Here is an 18,492-nt window from a genome sequence, read left to right on the forward strand (position 1 = left end):
ACTGGTTCAAATCAATTGGTATCTGAATTCACGGCCACTTAAATGTCTTAATTGGCATACACCAATCGAGATCTTCTTGCTTAATCTACGTCACTAAATTCGTTCAAGTTATTTCTTGCAATCTGCCAAAATTATTAAACCTGTGATTTAATTAACGTGTTTAAGTGAAAGTAATTTATTTGTAGAAAGTCAGGTAATATTATGCAAGGAAAAAGCCACTATAAGCTTTTTAAAGCTGGTAAAAACTGGTGTACGATGATGATTACGCTAGTAGCAGTGGCAGCAGGAGTTTCTGTTGCTAGTGGAACAGTGCATGCAGATACAGCAACTGCTCCAGCTCAAACCCCAACTGTTGCTTTAACTAACGAGTCAGTAGACAAGGGTGCTCAACCTTCCGATGTTAAGACGCCTAATTTGGCAACTGATAAGCAACAGGACAAAGATATTGATTTTCAAACACCAGTAAATACTGGTTATATCGATACAGTAACTGCTGATACTGACAAGGCTAACACAATTGATGTTAGCGGTTGGCATGCTACAAACCAGTATAAGACAGGAATGGACCATTACTTAATTGCTTTAAATGGTGATAATAATCAGGAATTATATCGTGGAAAAGTAGAAACAGTTAGTCGTCCAGATGTTCAAAAGGTTTACCCTAAAGCTCCGATTTCTGAAAATGGTGGTTTTAAAGCTTCGATTCCAGTAGATCGTCTAAATAATGCTTCTTCGGTCCGCTTCGTTTCACGTTATACTAATGATGCCAACGGTGAAATAAACGGTGGTGCCGATTTTTGGTATCCTACGATTCAAACTAAGGCTGCCTATTTAGATAACTTCAAAGTTAATGGTAACAATATTGAAGTTTCTGGCTGGCATGCAGATGACCAGTCTGTCAACAAGCCAAACCATTTCTTGATTCTTTTTGATAAGACTAAGAACAAGGAAATCACCCGTCAAGCTGTTAAGACTTTGGCAAGTTCTGATGTAGCACGAAATGGCTATAATGAAATTGTTAATGCGGATCATTCCCGTTTCAGTGCTAACTTTACCATCACCTCAGCAATGTTAGGCGATGAATTAACGATTGTTAGTCGTTACAGCTCTGATGCCAAGAATGGTGAAGGAAATCGTTCAGATTACTGGTTCAATAATTCTCTTAAATTAGATAAAGACAAAAATGCCGGTTACCTCGATCAATTTAGAATTGATAATAAGTCTAACAAAGTGATTGTTAGTGGTTGGAATGCTAATGATCAATCTACTGTATTAACTAACCATTACCTAATCTTGTTTGATAAGACGGCAAATCATGAAATTGCTCGCCAAGCTGTTAAGACACTGGCAAGTGCGGATGTTGCCCAAAATGGCTTTGCTGATGTTAATAATGCTGATCAAGCACGTTTTACAACTTCCTTTGATATTACCCCAGCAATGGTCGGTCATCAATTTGTTCTCGTTAGCCGCTACACTGATGATGCAACTCATGGTGAAGGAAATCATTCCGACTATTGGTATAATCAAGCAGTAGACGTATATGCAAATCAAGCTGGTTACCTTGACCAATTCCACGTTAATGGTGCAAATAAACAAGTAGTAGTAAGTGGCTGGCATGCGGCTGATGCTTCCGCCCTCTTAAAGAACCATTATCTTATTCTATTTGACAAGACTGCAAATCGTGAAGTTGCTCGTGAAAATGTAAAGGTGGCTCCTAGCGCTGATGTTGCTCGCAATGGATATGGTAACATTCAAAATGCTGGTCAATCGCGCTACAGTACAACGTTTGATATCACTCCAGCAATGGTTGGTCACCAATTTGTTCTTGTCAGTCGTTATACTGATGATGCCAAGAATGGGGAAGGGAACCATATTGATTATTGGTATAACAATAATGTGAACTTAAATAATAATCAGGCATGGTTAGATCACTTTACTCAAAATGGTACAACTATTTCTGCTTCTGGTTGGCACGCTGATGATGCATCGATGATTGACTCTCATCACTTTATAATTTTATGGGATTTAAGTAAGGGTCGTGAAATCGCTCGAAAAGAAGTAACTAATGTTGCCAGTCCAGATATTAATAACGTTTATGGTAATATCTTAGGCGCAAATAATGCTCGATTTACAGTTGACTTTAATATTGATGATCAATATGCTCATGATGCAATGCAATTAATTAGTCGATACAGTAATGCGGATAACGGGGAAGGTAATTACTCACAAAACTGGCTTACAAACCAGTACTTGAATCTTTATCAAAACCCATCATGGATGTACCAAATTAACTATAGTCAAATCCAACCAAGTGGTCCCGTTGGTCATAACATCGGCCCTGGTTATGAAGGAATTAAGACGCAACTAGTTAAGGATCGAATTGGGACTGGTTATCAACATAACACTTACACTACCGCTGATGCTTACCGGGTAATGAGTGTTCAACGAGCTCATGGCTTACCAGCAACTGGTTGGGTTGATTATAATACTTGGGTTGCATTAGGCCTTCCTGCTGATCAATGGACAAGTATTGATAGCTATGTAGCACCACTTGGAGCAGGTGCAGGTGCATCACGTTCGGATCATATTGAAGCCATGATTCGGCAAGCTTCTCAATACATGAATAAGCCATGGCTTGCAGGATGTTCTTCATCCCCAGCTTATGGTGTTGATTGTTCTGGGTTAGTAATGCAAGCTCTATATGCTGGTGGAATTAATCCAACTTCATGTAGTTCAATTTATCACGGTTTCCCTGGCAATGAATGGAATTCTCGAAACCTCTTTGCTGACCCTCATTTTATGAACGTTTCATATAATGATCGGCAACGCGGGGACCTTGTCTTCTACTATCAACCAGGAACCCATACTATTTGGCACGTTGCGATTTATCTCGGTAATAACCAAGTAATTGAAAGTTGGCCACCAAGAGTAATGGTTCAACCAATTATTAATGGTCAACGTAATGTAATTGCAGGTATCAGACGAGTATTTGCTTAAGATTTAAAAAGGGTTAGAGTGTTGGGGAACATTTCTAACCCTTTTATTGTTTGTTTAATAATAAATTGGGAGATTAAAATGGAAAATAAAAAACATTTTAAGTTATATAAAAGTGGTAAAAAATGGATGATTGCGACAATAACTACAATTGCGATCTCAACTGGCGTAGTATTTAGTGAGAATGTGCTTGCTGATACTCAACAGCCGCAATCAACTGGCCAAGTTCAAAAAATTAACAACCCTACTAATGATCAAACTTATGACCATCAAGATAAAGGTAATTATGGTTATCTTGATCAGGCTAACTTTAATGATGACCAACTTCAAGTAACTGGTTGGCAAGCAACTAACCAGTCCCTTGATGAACAGAATCGATTTGTAATTGCTTACGATAGTACAACAAATAAAGAATTAGGACGAAGCAAAGTAATAAATAACGTTACTCGTCCAGATGTTGCAAAGGTCCACAATGTGTACAATGCTGCTAACTCTGGTTACAATTCAAATATTAAGTTAAATACTAAAAATATGCAGGATGAAAATGATTCTATCCAACTTGTTAGCCGTTATAGCAATACGCAAACTGGTGAGGGACAACACACAGACTGGTGGTCACAACCAATTGCAATTGATAAAAATAACTATGGTAGTTTAGACCAATTTCAGGTTCAAAATGGTCAGTTATCTGTTGCAGGCTGGCATGCCACTAATGGTTCGATTAATCGTGATCATCACTTCTTAATTTTGTTTGATCAAACTGCCGGCCATGAAATTAGTCGCCAAGAAGTTAAGAAAGTAGCGCGTCCAGATGTTGTCCGTGTTTATCCAAACATAATGAATGCAGATAATTCCGGCTTTAAAGCTGTCTTTAATGTTGCTAATCTTGATCCTAACCATCAATATCAGATTTTAAGCCGGTATAGTAATGCTGCTAATGGAGAAGGATCTTACGTTACTGAATGGTTTGCACCACGAAGAATTGCACCAGTTAACCGAGTAAATGAGGGCTGGCTTGACGGTTTTAATATTAGTGAACCTGGTCAGTTAACCGTTGCAGGCTGGCATGCTAGTGATTTATCTAACGTTGCCAGCAACCGATTTATTATCATTTTTGATCGAACAGCTAATCGGCAAGTAGCCTCAATGAAAATTAATGGGATTGCTCGCCCAGATGTTGCCAAAGCCTATCCTCACGTCTTAAATGCCGAAAATGCAGGTTTTAATGTAACCTTTAATTTGAATTCACTCCAACCAGGTCATCAATATTCAGTCGTTAGTCGATACTCAGCAGATCCAAATGGTAACGGTAATGACGGTCAACATATTGATTTTTGGTCATCACCAGTTACTTTAAACCAAACAGCATCTTACGTTGATCAAGTAAAGGTGACTGATCAAGGATTGCATGTTCAGGGATGGCTGGCAAGCGATAATAGTTTAATTCAGCAGAATCCTTACCTTATTGTTCTGTTTGACGGGAAAGAAATTACCCGCCAAAAGTTATCCTTAATTGCCCGCCCAGATGTTGGCCAAGTATACCCAACGATGTACGGTAGCGCAGAGAGTGGTTTCAGTACGGATATTAAGTTAAGTACAGATCAACTCAATAAACTAGTTAACGGTAATCTTCAAATCTTATTACGTTTTTCAGCAGCTACTGGTGGCAACCCAGATCTTAACCAGGGAGTAACTGATCAATTCAGTGGTAATTACTTCACAAATATGGGAAATGCTAATGTTAGCTTGGACGGCAATAATATTAATATTAAGGGATGGCATGAAGCGATCGGTGAAAATAGCCGACCTTATCAATATTTAATTGTTGTCGGCCTTGATGGTCATGAGTTCTATCGAGTCAAATTAGATAATACAAATTCAAGCCTAAATAGTTCAAATACGTCATGGCTTAATAACAATAAGTCGTCTTTTGCGGCAACTTTACCTGTTAGCGCAGCAATGAATCATCGAGGAATTAAAGTTATTCATCGTTATACTGATGATGCAAATGGCAATGGTAATTATCTAGATTTCTGGTCTCCACAAATTGACATTAATGATGGCTTCCAGAGTCTTAATGGTGGGACCGTTTATTATGATCCAGTAAATGGTCAATTAGCAACTGGGTGGCGAACAATTAATGGTAACCGTTATTATTTCTCTGATGGTTATGAATGCCAACCAGATCCAGATGATTTATGGGTATACAATGACCAATTGCATGGTCAAATGTATACCGGAATAAACTGGGTCGATGGTCATTGCTATAACTTTGGAAATGATGGAATTGCCCGTGCGCTTCCACAAAACGATGGATGGAGTTGGCCGTTCCCACAGTCTGGCGAAGGTTGGCATTATCAGGGACAAAAATTTGGCTATACCAGCAATATTCGCAAGAATGGCTACCATGATGGCTTAGACTTTGGGACCCAGGACCACCCTGGTTCAGCTGTTCATGCTGTTCATGGTGGTCGCGTATTAGATGTTAATACTGTTCGTGATAATAATGGACAAACAATGTGGTGATTTACAACAATTTGGGATGGTCGCTTCCTTTATGTCTACCAAGAAGCATTTAGTAACCGGAATAAGATTACTGTAAAACCAAATGATATTATTTACGCGGGCCAAGTAATTGGCTACCGTGATAAGGATCATCTTCATTTGGGAATCAATACTAGTCCAAATTATGGTGTTGACCTTAAAAATTCATTTGTACCAAGTTGGTCTGATTCCATCAAGGCAACGGGTCATGGTGAATGGATTGATCCAGCATGGGCGATTAGGAATCGTATTTAAAACATTTTTATCGGGTCATGTAGTTTTAATGGCTTTTCTTCAAAAAAACTTCCTCCTCAGCCGAGCAGGAAGTTTTTTCTTTTACCCTCTTGCCAAATCTCTCATTTACATATATACTTAGTCACATAAGTAATGAAGTGTTAAACGAAAAGGAGGTGCACTTATGAATTTCGACTTTAATGATTCAACGCCGCTTTATCAACAAATTGCTGACCAGCTTGAAGAGATGATTTTCTCTGGGGGCTTTGATGAAGGTTCGCAGGTACCGTCAACGACCCAGCTTTCTCAGCAATTGCATATCAATCCTGCGACAGTTCTTAAGGGGATGAATATTTTGGTTAATAAAGACCTCTTAGAAAAGCGACGTGGGCTCGGGATGTTTGTAAAAAAAGGTGCACAACAAAAAATTATGGAACAACGTAAAGAAAGTTTTTATAACGACTATGTAAAGAGTTTACTAGTTGAAGCAGGTAAGCTTGGAATTACCAAACAGCATTTATTAGACTTAATCGAACGAGGTGAGAATGATGGATCAATTAATAGTTAAAAATATTGTCAAAAAGTATCATCGCCAAACAGTATTGGATAATATTTCATTTACCCTAGAACCTGCTAAAATTTATGGTCTCCTTGGCCGGAATGGGGCTGGGAAGACGACTCTTCTTAATATTATGAGCAACCGGATTTTTCCAACGAATGGGGAAGTACAAATTGGTAATGAAGATGTTAATAACAATGATGACCTCCTCAGCAAGATCTTTTTGATGAGTGAAGTTAATCTTTATCCGCGTCACATGAAGATAAGTCAAACCTTTGACTTGGCCGATGCCGCTTATAATAACTTTGACTATGACTTAGCCAACCGTCTCCTCAAGGTATTCGGCTTGAATGACCGGATGAAGATTACTAACTTATCGACTGGGCAACGGACGGCCTCCAAGCTAATCGTCGCCTTAGCAGTCAATGCTGATTATATTTTATTAGATGAACCGATTTTAGGTTTAGATGCTAATCACCGTGATAGCTTCTATAAAGAATTAGTTAAGACTTATCAAGAACGGCCACGCACTTTTATCTTATCAACCCACTTAATTGAAGAAATTCAGCAATTAGTCGAACATGTCCTCATCATGGATCAACACCGCATCATTATTAATGAAGATACAGAAGGTTTATTAGCTAAGGCTTATGCAATTAGTGGCCCAGAAAAAATGGTTGATGAGTATACTGCAGGCTTAAAAGTGCTTAAAACAGAAATGATGGGTAATATTAAGACTGCCTACTTACTTGATCGCTTAGATGAACAGCGTGTGATTCCTGATCAAGTTAAGATTGGTCATTATGATTTGCAGCATTTATTCATTTACTTAACGAATGGGGGAGAATACTAATGGAAAATCAAAAGAGAAACCTTGTTATTTCAACCATGTTTCAACAAGCAGGTCACGCTACAGGAATTGCCTTAGGTTGGGGGCTGGGAATTGCATTAATAACCAACCTGCTTGGATTAATTATTTCACACAACCTTGAATCTTTTTTGGTTAGCCTCCAAGCCCTTCCAAGCATTGCTTCATCAATCTTAAACGTGCTTTTAATGGCGCTTTTCCTTGTAACTCCTTACACTGACTTTAAGTGGGCAATTCAAAACGGTATTTCTCGTAAAACACTATGGCAAGGACGAATCTTATCTCTTTTCCTAATGACATTAGTAGTTTGGTTTATTGCCCAACTTGTGGGTTTAATGAATACACCGTTTGATCTTGTTTCTGCTTGGCATAGTTTATTATCGTACTTCAGCCTTTCTTTAACGATGATGGCAATTGGTAATGGTTTTGCCTTATTAAATCGTCGGTGGAAATGGATTGTAGGAATTGGGCTTCCCATGGCGTGCTTAGTATTATTGATGATGTTAGCCTATTCACTGGTTGGCTTAATCCCAGCGCTTTCTGCTAGTGGTGTCTTTAAATCAATAATTATCTCAAACGTTACTGGTTGGGTAATCTTAGTTATTTACTTAATCATCGTTTATGCTTTAGCGCGATTCTTTAATAATAAAATTCAATTACGGCGGGATTGATTAATGAATATCAAAAAGCGAAGCGGAAAGGTGAAGTTCACCAATCGCCTCGCTTTTTTATTCATCATCTTCCGGATATTCAATTTGAATGTAGTTGCTAGTAATATATTTCTTGCGACCCACTTGGTACCAGGTGATCTCGTCATTATCGTTTAATTTTCCAATTAGGGTAATTGTTTCGCCGTTTGGAATCTCTGCCACTTTATTTCCATAAGGCGCATCATAGACATTGATTGACTTATTATGGAGATAATCGACTTTGGCCTGAACATTCTTCAAGGGAATTACCGTTAAATTATTAATGAGTTTTGACTTTTCTTTCCGGATATCCTGGTTGAATGGATTATCAACAACGTGCATTTGATCGTACTTAATCCATTGGTCAGCGCCGATTTCATACCAAAACTGACCATTCTTAGTCGCAACCCGGTGGAAAGATTTAACTGTAATATCAGCAGGAAGGGGAGCACCGACTGGCATTCCACCAGCTGTGTCAAACACCTGTGTAGGGGCATCGAGGTGGAGGTACATTTCAATTGATTGAACCTCTCCCCAATTTTGTTTCCGATAAAAAAGGTGTACAATTCGTTGCCGCATATCAAATGTTCCCTTAGTTTCACCTTCAGTTTTTACATATCGGTAATTAGGAAATTGCTTTTGTTCAATTTGGTATTCTTGACCGATGAATCCGCGTAATAATTGCGGGACGGTAAGGTTTGCTCCTGAATCAATATCATTATAGTAAACCCAGATAGGATTTCCTGTTTTAAATTTGTCAATCATTATTAACACTCCGTAACCTTAATTCTCTATTATTATAGCGCTTTTTAGTAGCTGACACGATAAGGAACGACCATATTTCTCTTGAGAATTGCGAATAGGTGATTTTTTTATTACAATAAGCCTATTCAAATTTATTTAGGAGAAGAAAAATGGTAAAAACACGGCACCAACAAATTAGGCACAATACGACATTAGCAATCTTTATCGCAATTATTCTCTTACAAGATTTTGTCCCATTTTTTGGCAACATTCCGCTAGGACCGCTTAGTATTACGACCCTTCATGTAACAGTCATTATTGCGGCAATCGTGTTGGGGCCCGTTGATGGCGCGATTATTGGTGGTATTTGGGGGCTTTTGACTTGGGTGCGAGCATTTGTTGCACCAAGTAGTCCGCTTGCTCCCTTAGTTTTTGTTAACCCGCTTGTTTCTGTTGCCCCGCGCATTATGATTGGGATTTTAGCAGGATATACTTTTATTCTTATGTGTCGTTTGGTCAAAGCAAAATGTATCGCCGCGGTAAGTGCTGCGATAGTAGGAACCCTTACTAATACTGGCTTGGTATTAGGCTTTATTTATCTATTTTATCGTACTCCAGCAGTTGCGCAAACTTATGGGGTAAATGTTAATCATTTATTAATTGCTTTAGAAACAGTCATGGCGACTAATGGGCTCGCAGAATTGATATTGGCAATTATTATTGTCCCGATGGTTGCTCTTCCGGTATTGGAAGTCCGCCGTCGTTTGGAAGTAAATTGAGTGTAATAAAAAAACGAGGTTGAAAAATTCAGCCTCGTTTTTTATACTCAGTTATTTTTTAGCAATTGTTGGTACTTCTTCAGTTTCTTCGACAACAATGTCACCATTATCATCAAGTTTAGCAACTAATTTATGAGCGTCACTGTGATCAAGAACGTAATCAGCAATCCGGTCTTCGATTTGTTCTTGGATTACCCGACGAAGAGGACGAGCACCCATCTTTGGATCAAATCCCATGTCAACTAATTTTTCTTCAACATTGTTAGTGACTTCGATGTGCAAGTTCTTATCAGCAAGCATGTTATTAACATCATCAATCATTAAGTTAACGATCTTCATCAAGTCATCTTTAGAGAGGGCATTGAATTGAACAATGTCATCAAACCGGTTTAAGAATTCTGGCTTGAAGTAGTTTGTCAACTTATCAATGATGGAATGAGTACTACCATTAGACTCAGCACCAAAACCAACGCTTGCTTCTGAATCACCAGTTCCGGCATTAGATGTCATGATAATGATTGTATCCTTGAAGCTAACAGTGCGTCCTTGAGAATCAGTTAAACGACCATCATCAAGAATTTGTAAGAACATGTGCATAACATCTGGGTGCGCCTTTTCAACTTCATCAAGTAGAATTAAGCTGTAAGGGTGTCGCCGTACTTGTTCAGTCAACTGACCAGCTTCTTCGTAACCAACATAACCAGGAGCAGCCCCGATTAATTTAGAAGTAGAAGTCTTGTCCATGTATTCAGACATATCAAACCGAATCATGGCATCCTTAGAACCAAACAATTGGAGGGCAAGTTGCTTAGCAGTTTCAGTCTTACCAACCCCCGTAGGACCAACAAAGAGGAAACTACCAATTGGCCGACCAGACTTGTTCAAACCAATCCGGTTACGACGAATGGCACGGGCAACCTTGTCCACTGCTTGGGTTTGACCAATAACATGTTCGTCAAGCTTCTTATCAAGGTCGCGAAGTTGATTTTCTTCTTGCTTTTGCAGGTCACCAACTGGAATATTTATCCGTTCTTCAACGATTCTCTGCATATCCTTAACGGTAACAGTTGCAGAATCTTCAGTATGGTTTTCTTCGGCTTCCTTCTTTGCTTTTTCAAGCTTAGCAACTTGATCGCGGTAGAAAGCTGCTTTTTCATAGTCTTGGTTATCAGCTGCTTGTTGCTTGTGTGCTTCAGCTGTGTGGATTTCATTTTCGATTGCGTTTGGATCCACATTTTTAAGCGTTAAGTTCTTCTTTGATCCCGCTTCATCAAGTAAGTCGATAGCTTTGTCAGGTAAGTAACGATCTTGAATGTAGCGGTCAGAAAGTTTAGCAGCTGCTACAATTGCGTCATCTGTGTATTTAACATGGTGGTAATCTTGATAACGATTTTTGATTCCGTTTAAGATGCGGATTGTTTCTTCAACAGATGGTTCATCAACTTCAACTGGTTGGAACCGTCGTGCAAGAGCTGCATCCTTTTCGATCTTTCGATATTCATTAAGAGTAGTGGCACCAACTAATTGGAAGTCACCACGGGCAAGGGCGGGCTTAAGAACATTTCCAGCGTCCATTCCGCCTTCAGCATTTCCCGCACCCATGATTTCGTGAATTTCGTCAATAAAGAGGATGATGTTCTTATTTTTACGAACTTCTTCCATTAATTGTTGCATCCGCTTTTCAAATTGGCCCCGAATTCCTGTTCCTTGAACTAAGGAAACAACATCGAGCCGGATAATTTCCTTGTTAGCAAGCTTTTCAGGAACTTGGCCGCTAACAATTGCTTGAGCTAAGCCTTCAACAACTGCGGTCTTACCAACCCCAGCTTCACCAATCAAGACTGGGTTATTCTTGGTCCGACGGTTTAAAATTTCGATTACTCGTTTAATTTCGTTGTCGCGCCCGATGACTGGGTCAATTTTACCTTGGCGAGCGAGATCAGTAAGGTTGATCCCATATTGACCAAGGATTCCTTTTCCATTTCGTCCGCCACCTTGTCGTTGGGATTGGCCGTTCATGTTTTGACCATTAGCACCGGTAGCTTGACTTTGCATATTGTTCATTGCGTTCATGAAGTCTTCGAGGCTTCCAAAACCGAAATTATTCATTCCGTTACCTCCATTCATCATATCTGTTTGTAGATTTTGTAATTTTTGATAACAATTTTGGCAGAGGTCTATTTGAATCCGTTGTCCATTAAAATTCATTTGAAGATGAATCGTGGCTGGATTTTGATGACAGTATTGACATTGCATCTAAATTTAATACCTCCTAAATAGTTCCATCAAGATTTTTTGACCTTTCTTGACCATTGATTAATATTATACTTACTTTTTATCGCAAAGCAAGCCATAAAACTTAAATATTTTCTTAAATAAAGAGCGATTTTCCGCATAGCTAAGTTACTTAGGAATACCGAAAACAGTTTACTTTGATTTTAGCACTCTTTAGCCATGAATGCTAAAATAGAAAGATGAAAGTAATTTCGTGTATAATAAGAAAATAAAATTTTATGTTGAGGTGATTGAATGGCAGAAGAAAATTTTGAGCAATTGTTGGATGACTTGCGAAATAAAAAGATTGATCATTTTGTAATTACCCCTGAGAATTTTCAGCAATTTCAACCAATTTTTCACTCGTATGCGTATCGTTCGCAAATTAAAGGCGAAGCGCAGCGAGGCGGTAAAGTTATTTATCAATTAAGAGAGCGATAAATCGCAAGATGTAGCCTTGTATTTAACGCTTACAATTGCTAAAATGTAATTATCGAGGTGTATCAGTGGTCAAGCTACTGATAATAAATTAATTATATCTGCTCGAAGGAGACTGATTAATATGGAAAAACGTGAATTTACAATTACTTCAGAAACTGGTATTCATGCTCGTCCAGCTACTATTTTGGTACAAGCTGCTTCAAAGTTTTCATCTGACATTACTCTTTCATACGAAGGCAAGAGTGTAAACTTGAAGTCAATCATGGGTGTAATGTCTCTTGGTGTTGGTCAAAATGCTAAGGTTACTATTACTGCTAATGGTGACGATGAAAAAGAAGCTTTGGACACCGTTGCTGAAACCATGAAGAAGGAAGGATTGACTGACTAATGTCTATACTACTAACCGGACTTGCCGCTAGTAGTGGTATTACGATTGCTCCGGCACACCTGTTAGTAGAGTCAGATCTATCTATAAAAAAACAGCATACAGCTGATGAGAATCATGAGGTCGCCCGGCTTCATGATTCTTTTGCGTTAAGCAAGACCGAACTTCAGCATTTATCTAAGCATGCCCATGAGTTGCTAGGCCAGCGGGCAGTGACGATTATTGATACCCAGATTGCGATTTTAGACGATCCGACTTTACAAAAGAAGATTATTGACCGTATTAATAGCTATCATGATACTGCAGAGTGGGCTGTTAAACGCGTTGAAGATTATTATTTAAGTGTTTTTGAGCGCAAGAACGATAATGAGTATTTATATGCGCGGGCAACTGCCTTACGTGATGTGACCAAACGGGTCTTGAGTCACCTATTGAATGTTTCCTTACCAGACCCAGGGCTTTTAGACCACCGGGCAATCTTTGTGGCTAATAATATTACGCCTACTGATACCGCTCAATTTGATAAACGATATGTTGCAGGGATTGTTACAACTAATGGGGGGCGGACCTCTCATTTTACGATTATGAGTAAGACCCTTTCCTTGCCCGCTGTCGTTGGCGTCAAGAATGCTACTACGATCATTCATGATGGCGACTTGCTGATTGTTGACGGGATTCATGGCAAAGTGATTGTCAATCCAACTAATGAAGAGATTGAGCATTACCGTTTGTTAGCTGGTAAATTTATCCAGGAGCAGCAAAAGTGGGGAGCGTTAAAAGATAAGCAAACCGTGAGTGCTGATGGGCGCCGATTTGAAGTGGGAGCTAATGTCGGAACATTTGCTGACGTTATTGATGCTCAAGAAGATGGCGCCGAGGGGATTGGCCTTTTAAGAACAGAATTCCTCTATATGAGCAAGGATGAATTGCCAACAGAAGAGCAACAATTTAATGCTTACAAAAGATTTGTTTCGGCGATGAATGAACAGCGGGTAGTCGCACGAACGCTTGATATTGGTGGGGATAAAAAGCTGGGTATGGTTGCTCTCCCTCATGAAGATAATCCTTACCTAGGTTTTCGCGCCATTAGGATCGGGTTAGCACGTCCAGAAATATTACGTCCTCAATTGCGGGCCCTCCTTCGTGCATCAGTTTATGGACGGTTAGCCATTATGTTTCCGATGATTGCCACGATTGAAGAATTCCAAGCTGCACGAGCGATTCTTGATGAAGAAAAAGAAAAGCTTGAGCACGCAGGAATTCAAGTTGCTAAAAATATTGAAGTCGGCATGATGTTAGAGATTCCAGCAGTTGCAGTTATGGCTGAACATTTTGCAAAGTATGTTGATTTTTTTAGCATTGGCAGTAATGACCTTATCCAATACTTATTCGCTGTTGATCGTGGAAACCAGCAAGTAGCTTATCTCTATCAAGAACTTCATCCGGCAGTTTTACGGATGGTTCGGCAGGTGATCGAAGCTGCGCATGCTGAAGGCAAATGGGTTGGCATGTGTGGAGAGATGGCCAATAATGCTTATGCGGTTCCCTTATTAATGGCGATGGGGCTTGATGAGTTTTCGATGAGCAGTAGCCAGATTTTACGCGTTCGCTCTTTAATTAACCAGTTAAACACGCGAAAATTACAGCCATTAGTTCATCGGGCAATTCATGCTGAAACTGCTGCTGAAGTTCGCAAATTAGTGGAAGAATATGTTCCGCAGATAAAACTTTAATAAATGAAAATAACTTTCTTGATAGTTCGCACCGTCAAGAGAGTTATTTTTTATTCTCATTATTAAAAGATTTTGTAAAGAAATTTTAATCAGCCTTTCTGAGTCTTGTCACTATTAGAAGGAAGATTTAAAATAACCTAAATCTGTTTTGCGGTTCAGTGAATGCTTTAGTATAATAGCAGTTATGACTAATTATTATCTAGAAAACTTATGATGAAAAAGGAGCAGTTAGGTTGAATATTGGTATTTTTACAGATACATATTTCCCTCAGGTGAGTGGCGTGGCGACTTCGATTAAGACGCTTCGTGATGAATTGATTGCTCAGGGACATCATGTATATATTTTTACGACAACTGATCCTAAGGCGAAACATGATGACGTTGAAAATGGGATATACCGCTTTGCAAGCATTCCCTTTGTTTCGTTTTCTGATCGTCGCATTGCGGTGCGCGGCGTATTTCGGGCTATCAAGCTTGCTAAAAAGTTCCAATTAGATATAGTTCATAATCAAACTGAATTTGCACTTGGAGTTATGGGGAAGACGGTTGCCAAGCATTTGCATATTCCCTGTCTCCATACTTACCATACGATGTATCAAGATTATCTCCACTATATTGCGAATGGCCATATTCTTAAGCCAAATGATGTTGCCCGGCTTGCTCATCTTTATTTAAAAAATATTTCTGGGATTATTGCTCCAAGTGACCGTGTTTTGGATACTTTAACCAGTTATCATATAGAATCACCAATTCGTGTTATTCCGACTGGGATTAATTTACGGGTATATAGTAAACGCGATTCAGCAGAAGAAATAGCTAATTTAAGGGCAAAACTAGGCTATGGTGAAGAGACCCCAGTTTTACTTTCACTTAGTCGTTTAGCGTATGAAAAGAATATCCACTCACTGATTGAAGCAATGCCAGATATTCTTGCTCACAAGCCTGATGCACAGTTGCTTATTGTTGGGGATGGCCCTGCGAGACATACTTTGGAGCGTCAGGTGCGTGAAATGCAGCTTAATGACAATATTAGTTTTGCTGGTGAGATTTCAAATGATGAAGTTTACCATTATTACCAAATGGCAGATGTTTTTGTTTCAGCCTCTGATTCTGAATCCCAAGGGTTAACTTACGATGAAGCCCTTGCCTCGGATTTGCCAATCGTGGTTATGCGTAGTGAATATACTGACCAATTGATTGATGATGCAGCGATTGGTATTAGCTTTCAAAAGCGGGCCGACTTGGTTAAAGGTGTCTTGTTTTATCTTAACCAACCAAAAAACTCAGAATCAAGGTTGAGACGGCAACAAAAGCTACATGAAATCTCAGCAGAAGTCTTTGTTGAAAAGGTTGTTCAGTTTTACCAGGATTGTCAAAATGATATGACCGTCCAGGATGAACTTAATCAAACTGAAAAATCGCATCGTCTTTTTCACCGCCCAAGGAGCTAATGATGATTAAAATAACAATGTTTTCATCTGCAGATAAGGTTGCGGGACAAGGAGTAGGAAGCGCCTATCTTGAACTAATTAACTTGTTGCGCAACCAATGCAGTGACAAATTTGAAATTGAAATCAACCGTTATGGGAAGAGTCAGATCAGTCATTATCATACAATCGACCCTCTTTTTTACTTGTCAACTTTTTCAAAAAAGCGGGGTCGAAAGATTGGCTATGTGCATTTTCTTCCCGAGACGTTAGAAGGAAGTCTTACAATCCCGCAACCGTTTCGCGGGCTTTTTTATCATTACATTATTGCCTTTTATAAACGAATGGATCAGTTAGTAGTTGTGAATCCCTCTTTTATCAAGCAGTTAGTAGCATATGGGATTCCTGAAAAAAAGATTACCTATATTCCCAACTTTGTCGATAATGATCGTTTCCATCCATATTCAGCTGTTAAGCGGACTGCTCTCCGAAAAAAATATGGGATTGCTGCCGATAAATTTGTGGTATTAGGAAGCGGCCAGGTTCAAGAACGAAAAGGGGTTCCTGACTTCATCCGCCTTGCTCGACAAAATCCTGATGTTGAGTTTTTTTGGGCTGGCGGATTTTCTTTTGGCCGTTTAACAGATGGTTATAGTGAATTAAAAAAGGTGGTAGATAATCCACCAGCTAATTTACATTTTACGGGAATCGTTTCACGGGATAAGATTGCTGAACTGAATAATCTTGCCGACCTATTTCTTTTACCTTCATATAATGAACTATTTCCAATGTCTGTCTTGGAAGCTTTTAGCTGTGGGACACCAGTAATGTTGCGTGATCTTGATCTTTATCATTCTATTATCGAAGGGGATTATGAGCCTGCTAAGGATGTTAATGAAATGCAAATGAAGTTAACGTTACTCCGCAATGATCCTGCACGACTAGCACACTGGCAAACTCAGGCCCAGCGAGCTGCTAAGGAATACTCAAAAGAACATTTGGCAGATGTTTGGACTAAGTTTTATCAGGAGCAAGCGCGAAAGGGGGATGCTTAGTGAGCAGACGAAATTGGTTAGTATTAAGCATAATGCTAATTATTGGAATTGGAATTCTCGGCTACTCATTACGTAACTCAAACATCCACCTATTGTTGCAGGACGTTTCTTCCATTAATTGGGGATGGATGCTCGTTGCACTTGGCTGTATTTGTTTATATTTAGGCTTAGAAGCGGTTGTCGTAAAGATATTTATGAATGATCGTCACGATGGCTTTACCTGGAAGGATGCATTACGATTACCATTAATTGAACAACTATTTAATGGGATTACTCCATTCTCAACAGGGGGACAACCAGCACAATTAGTGGCAATGATTCAATCAGGTGTTGATGGGGGATTAGCAAGTTCAGTTCTTTTAATGAAGTTTGTTGTATTCCAGGCAATGATTGTTGTTAACTTCTTGATTAGTTTGTTAATTGGCTTTCATTTTATTGCGGAAAAACTCCATGCTCTTTCATTACTAGTAATATTTGGCTTTTTGATTCACTTAGCGGTAATTGTCGGATTGCTGATGGTGATGTACTGGTATAGTTTTACTAAGAAACTAATGAACCTCGTTATCAAACCAGCTGCCCTTTTTATGAAGGCTAACCGATATGAGCACATGAAAGTTGTCTTAAATGAAAAAGTGGATACTTTTTACCAAGAGAGTCTCCGAATGAAGCAAGATTATAAGAAGCTGCTTAAGGTTTGCGTAGTAACTATTTTTCAATTATTCTTTTACTATGCAATCCCATACTTTATTATGCTTGCGCTTGGAATTGACCATATTAATTTTGTGATGGTGCTCAGCTTGCACGTGTTAATTTTTATGATTATTTCGCTTTTTCCAATTCCAGGAGGGGCGGGGGGAGCCGAGTATAGTTTTTCCGTTCTCTTTGCAAGTTTTATTCACTCAAATACAAAATTGGTTTTAGCAATGATCTTATGGCGACTACTCACATATTACTTCGGAATGTTCGCCGGAATTGTAGCTGTATTTATAAAGCCGGATAAAGTAAAAAGATAGAAAAAAGGATTATGTGCTAGCACGATCCTTTATTTGTATGAAGGAGGATTATCATTGTGAAAGAATCAGAATTATTAGTGATTATTAGACGTTTGATTGCGATGCAAAACGATGATTCAAGAGATCGGCAGAAACGGACATTTGAAAAATTTGGTATTCCATTATGTGATGTAACTTATATCCATAGCAGGGAAGAATTTATCTTCGTTCGGTATCGCCCTTATGAACGTTTTCGCTTTGATGATATTGACCTAGTTGCTATTGAAGTTTTTAACTGTTTATATGACCTTGAGAATACTTTTTAATTTTTTTAGAAAAAACAGTTGACGGGGAATAAAAACCCATGTATAGTAATTATCGTTGTCAAAACAGTTAAGTGCTGTTGAGATGGTTTAACAAAAAAGTTAAAAATAATTGTTGACATCAACTTGACGACATGATAAACTAATAAAGTTGCTGATTGAGTTATCAATCAAAAGAAATTCAAAATTAATTAAAATTTCTTCTTGACAGGCTAATATGATCTATGTTACAATAAATCATATTGATTGGCTGCTCAATTAGCCAACAGGTAGACCTTTGAAAACTGAACAAAGTTTCGACGAATCAAATGTGTAGGGTCTTCAAATCACGATGTGATTTGAAGCAAAACATTTGCGAAGTCAATTCGCTTAATAACAAAGATAATTGAGAGCTATTCAAGTTCTTATATATTTTATATGAGAGTTTGATCCTGGCTCAGGATGAACGCCG

At 38.8% G+C, this 18,492-nt stretch carries 16 protein-coding genes and 1 pseudogene; 15 read left to right on the top strand and 2 right to left on the bottom strand.

Annotated features, from left to right (window positions below; genetic code table 11):
- The 7 genes and pseudogenes from CBG10_RS04880 to CBG10_RS04905 all read left to right on the top strand — a co-directional run.
- Nucleotides 1-97: pseudogene (locus tag CBG10_RS04880) on the top strand (IS30 family transposase); the annotation flags it as partial.
- Nucleotides 98-201: 104 nt separating this feature from the next.
- The gene (locus CBG10_RS04885) at nt 202-2,997 is read left to right on the top strand and encodes an NlpC/P60 family protein (protein ID WP_094511863.1); all 2,796 of its coding nucleotides are present in this window, start codon (nt 202-204) and stop codon (nt 2,995-2,997) included.
- A gap of 78 nt (nt 2,998-3,075) precedes the next feature.
- Entirely contained in the window at nt 3,076-5,520 is a 2,445-nt protein-coding gene (locus tag CBG10_RS04890) for a KxYKxGKxW signal peptide domain-containing protein (RefSeq protein WP_225361519.1), read from the top strand.
- A gap of 138 nt (nt 5,521-5,658) precedes the next feature.
- Nucleotides 5,659-5,793 (top strand): hypothetical protein, encoded by a 135-nt coding sequence (locus CBG10_RS11705; protein WP_257525197.1) that lies wholly within the window; start codon nt 5,659-5,661, stop codon nt 5,791-5,793.
- Nucleotides 5,794-5,956: 163 nt separating this feature from the next.
- Complete coding sequence (locus CBG10_RS04895; RefSeq protein WP_003664355.1) at nt 5,957-6,340, top strand: GntR family transcriptional regulator; 384 nt, start codon at nt 5,957-5,959, stop codon at nt 6,338-6,340.
- On the top strand, nt 6,318-7,184 hold the full coding sequence (locus CBG10_RS04900) for an ATP-binding cassette domain-containing protein (RefSeq protein ID WP_081306723.1): 867 nt from the start codon (nt 6,318-6,320) through the stop codon (nt 7,182-7,184). The genes CBG10_RS04895 and CBG10_RS04900 overlap by 23 nt, the downstream gene beginning before the upstream one ends.
- Entirely contained in the window at nt 7,184-7,870 is a 687-nt protein-coding gene (locus tag CBG10_RS04905) for a hypothetical protein (protein WP_094511865.1), read from the top strand. The genes CBG10_RS04900 and CBG10_RS04905 overlap by 1 nt, the downstream gene beginning before the upstream one ends.
- Nucleotides 7,871-7,927: 57 nt before the next feature.
- Here the strand turns inward: CBG10_RS04905 and CBG10_RS04910 are convergent, their stop codons facing one another.
- A complete protein-coding gene (locus CBG10_RS04910) occupies nt 7,928-8,653 on the bottom strand; it encodes a MucBP domain-containing protein (protein WP_003668586.1) in 726 nt (241 codons plus the stop codon).
- Between the two features lie 149 nt (nt 8,654-8,802).
- On the opposite strand from CBG10_RS04910, the gene CBG10_RS04915 reads away from it, so the two are divergent.
- Nucleotides 8,803-9,411 carry an ECF transporter S component gene (locus CBG10_RS04915; RefSeq protein WP_094508425.1) on the top strand — a complete coding sequence of 203 codons (609 nt, stop codon included), beginning with the start codon at nt 8,803-8,805 and terminating at the stop codon, nt 9,409-9,411.
- A gap of 51 nt (nt 9,412-9,462) precedes the next feature.
- Here the strand turns inward: CBG10_RS04915 and CBG10_RS04920 are convergent, their stop codons facing one another.
- A complete protein-coding gene (locus CBG10_RS04920; RefSeq protein ID WP_094511866.1) occupies nt 9,463-11,667 on the bottom strand; it encodes an ATP-dependent Clp protease ATP-binding subunit in 2,205 nt (734 codons plus the stop codon).
- Nucleotides 11,668-11,940: 273 nt separating this feature from the next.
- On the opposite strand from CBG10_RS04920, the gene CBG10_RS04925 reads away from it, so the two are divergent.
- The 7 genes from CBG10_RS04925 to CBG10_RS04955 all read left to right on the top strand — a co-directional run bounded on the left by CBG10_RS04925 (nt 11,941) and on the right by CBG10_RS04955 (nt 18,044).
- The gene (locus CBG10_RS04925) at nt 11,941-12,126 is read left to right on the top strand and encodes a hypothetical protein (protein ID WP_003672165.1); all 186 of its coding nucleotides are present in this window, start codon (nt 11,941-11,943) and stop codon (nt 12,124-12,126) included.
- 121 nt (nt 12,127-12,247) lie between these two features.
- Nucleotides 12,248-12,514 carry a phosphocarrier protein HPr gene (locus tag CBG10_RS04930; RefSeq protein WP_003664342.1) on the top strand — a complete coding sequence of 89 codons (267 nt, stop codon included), beginning with the start codon at nt 12,248-12,250 and terminating at the stop codon, nt 12,512-12,514.
- Nucleotides 12,514-14,244 carry a phosphoenolpyruvate--protein phosphotransferase gene (ptsP, locus tag CBG10_RS04935; RefSeq protein ID WP_094511868.1) on the top strand — a complete coding sequence of 577 codons (1,731 nt, stop codon included), beginning with the start codon at nt 12,514-12,516 and terminating at the stop codon, nt 14,242-14,244. Before CBG10_RS04930 ends, ptsP begins: the two co-directional genes overlap by 1 nt.
- 233 nt (nt 14,245-14,477) lie before the next feature.
- Nucleotides 14,478-15,695, top strand: a complete 1,218-nt coding sequence (locus tag CBG10_RS04940; protein ID WP_094511870.1) for a glycosyltransferase family 4 protein — start codon at nt 14,478-14,480, stop codon at nt 15,693-15,695.
- Between the two features lie 2 nt (nt 15,696-15,697).
- Nucleotides 15,698-16,726 carry a glycosyltransferase family 4 protein gene (locus CBG10_RS04945; RefSeq protein ID WP_078009339.1) on the top strand — a complete coding sequence of 343 codons (1,029 nt, stop codon included), beginning with the start codon at nt 15,698-15,700 and terminating at the stop codon, nt 16,724-16,726.
- Nucleotides 16,726-17,739: a lysylphosphatidylglycerol synthase transmembrane domain-containing protein gene (locus CBG10_RS04950; protein ID WP_094511871.1), complete on the top strand. Its 1,014-nt coding sequence runs from the start codon at nt 16,726-16,728 to the stop codon at nt 17,737-17,739. The genes CBG10_RS04945 and CBG10_RS04950 overlap by 1 nt, the downstream gene beginning before the upstream one ends.
- A 56-nt stretch (nt 17,740-17,795) precedes the next feature.
- On the top strand, nt 17,796-18,044 hold the full coding sequence (locus CBG10_RS04955; protein ID WP_003664336.1) for a YkuJ family protein: 249 nt from the start codon (nt 17,796-17,798) through the stop codon (nt 18,042-18,044).
- Nucleotides 18,045-18,492 lie beyond the last annotated feature (448 nt).

The sequence above is a fragment of the Limosilactobacillus reuteri genome (assembly GCF_002254085.1).
Taxonomy (GTDB): domain Bacteria; phylum Bacillota; class Bacilli; order Lactobacillales; family Lactobacillaceae; genus Limosilactobacillus; species Limosilactobacillus reuteri_K.

What these genes read in the sequence shown, in the direction of transcription:
- CBG10_RS04885 (WP_094511863.1), top strand. Translation starts at nt 202, where the DNA reads ATGCAAGGAAAAAGCCACTATAAGCTTTTTAAAGCTGGTAAAAACTGG.
- CBG10_RS04890 (WP_225361519.1), top strand. Translation starts at nt 3,076, where the DNA reads ATGGAAAATAAAAAACATTTTAAGTTATATAAAAGTGGTAAAAAATGG.
- CBG10_RS04895 (WP_003664355.1), top strand. Translation starts at nt 5,957, where the DNA reads ATGAATTTCGACTTTAATGATTCAACGCCGCTTTATCAACAAATTGCT.
- CBG10_RS04900 (WP_081306723.1), top strand. Translation starts at nt 6,318, where the DNA reads ATGATGGATCAATTAATAGTTAAAAATATTGTCAAAAAGTATCATCGC.
- CBG10_RS04905 (WP_094511865.1), top strand. Translation starts at nt 7,184, where the DNA reads ATGGAAAATCAAAAGAGAAACCTTGTTATTTCAACCATGTTTCAACAA.
- CBG10_RS04910 (WP_003668586.1), bottom strand. Translation starts at nt 8,653, where the DNA reads ATGATTGACAAATTTAAAACAGGAAATCCTATCTGGGTTTACTATAAT.
- CBG10_RS04915 (WP_094508425.1), top strand. Translation starts at nt 8,803, where the DNA reads ATGGTAAAAACACGGCACCAACAAATTAGGCACAATACGACATTAGCA.
- CBG10_RS04920 (WP_094511866.1), bottom strand. Translation starts at nt 11,667, where the DNA reads ATGCAATGTCAATACTGTCATCAAAATCCAGCCACGATTCATCTTCAA.
- CBG10_RS04925 (WP_003672165.1), top strand. Translation starts at nt 11,941, where the DNA reads ATGGCAGAAGAAAATTTTGAGCAATTGTTGGATGACTTGCGAAATAAA.
- CBG10_RS04930 (WP_003664342.1), top strand. Translation starts at nt 12,248, where the DNA reads ATGGAAAAACGTGAATTTACAATTACTTCAGAAACTGGTATTCATGCT.
- ptsP (WP_094511868.1), top strand. Translation starts at nt 12,514, where the DNA reads ATGTCTATACTACTAACCGGACTTGCCGCTAGTAGTGGTATTACGATT.
- CBG10_RS04945 (WP_078009339.1), top strand. Translation starts at nt 15,698, where the DNA reads ATGATTAAAATAACAATGTTTTCATCTGCAGATAAGGTTGCGGGACAA.